The sequence below is a fragment of the Ferruginibacter sp. genome (genome assembly GCF_031391665.1).
GTDB lineage: Bacteria > Bacteroidota > Bacteroidia > Chitinophagales > Chitinophagaceae > Ferruginibacter.
Genome location: NZ_JANMUN010000074.1, coordinates 1 through 1,584, shown reverse-complemented (window position 1 = coordinate 1,584; position 1,584 = coordinate 1). Strand labels below are relative to the sequence as shown.

Annotated in this window: 1 protein-coding gene; it reads right to left on the bottom strand. The window is 37.7% G+C overall.

The genetic code is table 11. The annotated features are described in order from the left end of the window. Positions 1-77: 77 nt before the first annotated feature. A partial coding sequence (locus ACY651_RS05875) for a helix-hairpin-helix domain-containing protein (RefSeq protein WP_462250680.1) occupies positions 78-1,584 on the bottom strand: 1,507 nt, incomplete at its 5' end.

The window sequence follows — 1,584 nt, the reverse complement described above, 5'->3', positions numbered from 1 at the left end:
ACTTTAATAATATTTAACCCTATTAAAGATTTGCATATTTTCTTTCTTTATAACCCGCTTTATACATTTTATGAACTTCAATATTGTACACCCCAAAATCTGAAACAACCTTGCCCTGTTACTTTATAAAATCCTCTGCCTTTTAATGGATAATTGCGTAAAGATTCAGGGAAGTGAACGGTATCAATCCAGTCTAAATTCACATCAAGGAATGTCCCAAAACTCATCCTGTCGTTTCTCACTGTTGTCACCACTTTATAATCAATAAAATAAATCAGTACCGTAACGATTTTATTAAGGTTTGCAGCCAGGTCTTTAGCCAGTAAATATTTATATGGATCATCATTTACGAGATCAAACGGGTTGCCTAATGTAAAGTCCAATGTTTCCAGTTCATCATACAAATCATCCAAAGGATAATCAACTAATTCAGGCAGTTTAAAATTGATAGGGGCTTCCTCAAACATTGACTTTGCAGCCGGAACATGAGATACATTTTTCTTTTGCAAAAAATTGGCTTCCCATAACAGTTGTTTTTTCTTTTTACCGGTAAAGCGAAAAGCACCAATGCTTACCAGCATATTCAATTGTTCCTTGGTGATACTGGTTCGTTCAATAAAGTCTTGTAAGTGAAGAAACAAACCATTTTTATTTCTTTCTTCCAGTATCACATCCACCATATCCTGCTGAAAAGATTTGATATGGATAAAACCTGTGTACACATCATTGCCCCTGATACTGGTATAATATTCACTTTTATTTACACAAGGCGCATGTACAATAGCACCTGTTTTCCGCAGTTCTAAAAAATATAACTCTCTGCTGTAAAAGCCACCAAAATTATTGATCACTGCTACCATAAATTCCTTGGGGTAGTATGTTTTTAAAAACAAGCTTTGGTAGCTCTCCACCGCAAAGGAAGCTGAGTGTGCTTTGGAAAAACTATAACCTCCAAAACTTTCAATCTGCCGCCATACTTCAGCGGTAATAGCATCGGGGTAATTTCTTTCTTTGCAATTCAAAAACCATTTCTCTTTAATCCGCAGCATCTCCTGGTTGCCACGGTATTTACCACTCATGGCCCGGCGTAAAATATCTGCCTCACCCATATCCAGGCCTGCAAAATGATGCGCCACTTTTATCACATCTTCCTGAAATACCATTACGCCAAACGTTTCCTGCAATAGTTCTTTCATTATAGGGTGGATGTAATCAATATTTTCAGGATCATGGTATCTTTCAATGTATGCCTTCATCATGCCACTGCTGGCCACTCCGGGGCGTATGATGGAGCTGGCGGCCACAAGGGTTATATAGTCATCACATTCCAGCTTTTTAAGCAATTGCCGCATGGCAGGAGATTCTATATAAAAACATCCAATGGTTTGTACCTGCTTAATTTGTTCACTTACTCGTTTATCTTTTTTGAATTTCTTAAAATCGTGAATGTTTACATCAACACCCTGATTTTCTTTTATCAGGCGTAAACTTTCTTTGATATGGCCAAGCCCACGCTGGCTTAAAATATCCAGTTTATACAAACCCACATTCTCCGCAACAAACATATCCATCTGAACCGTGGGG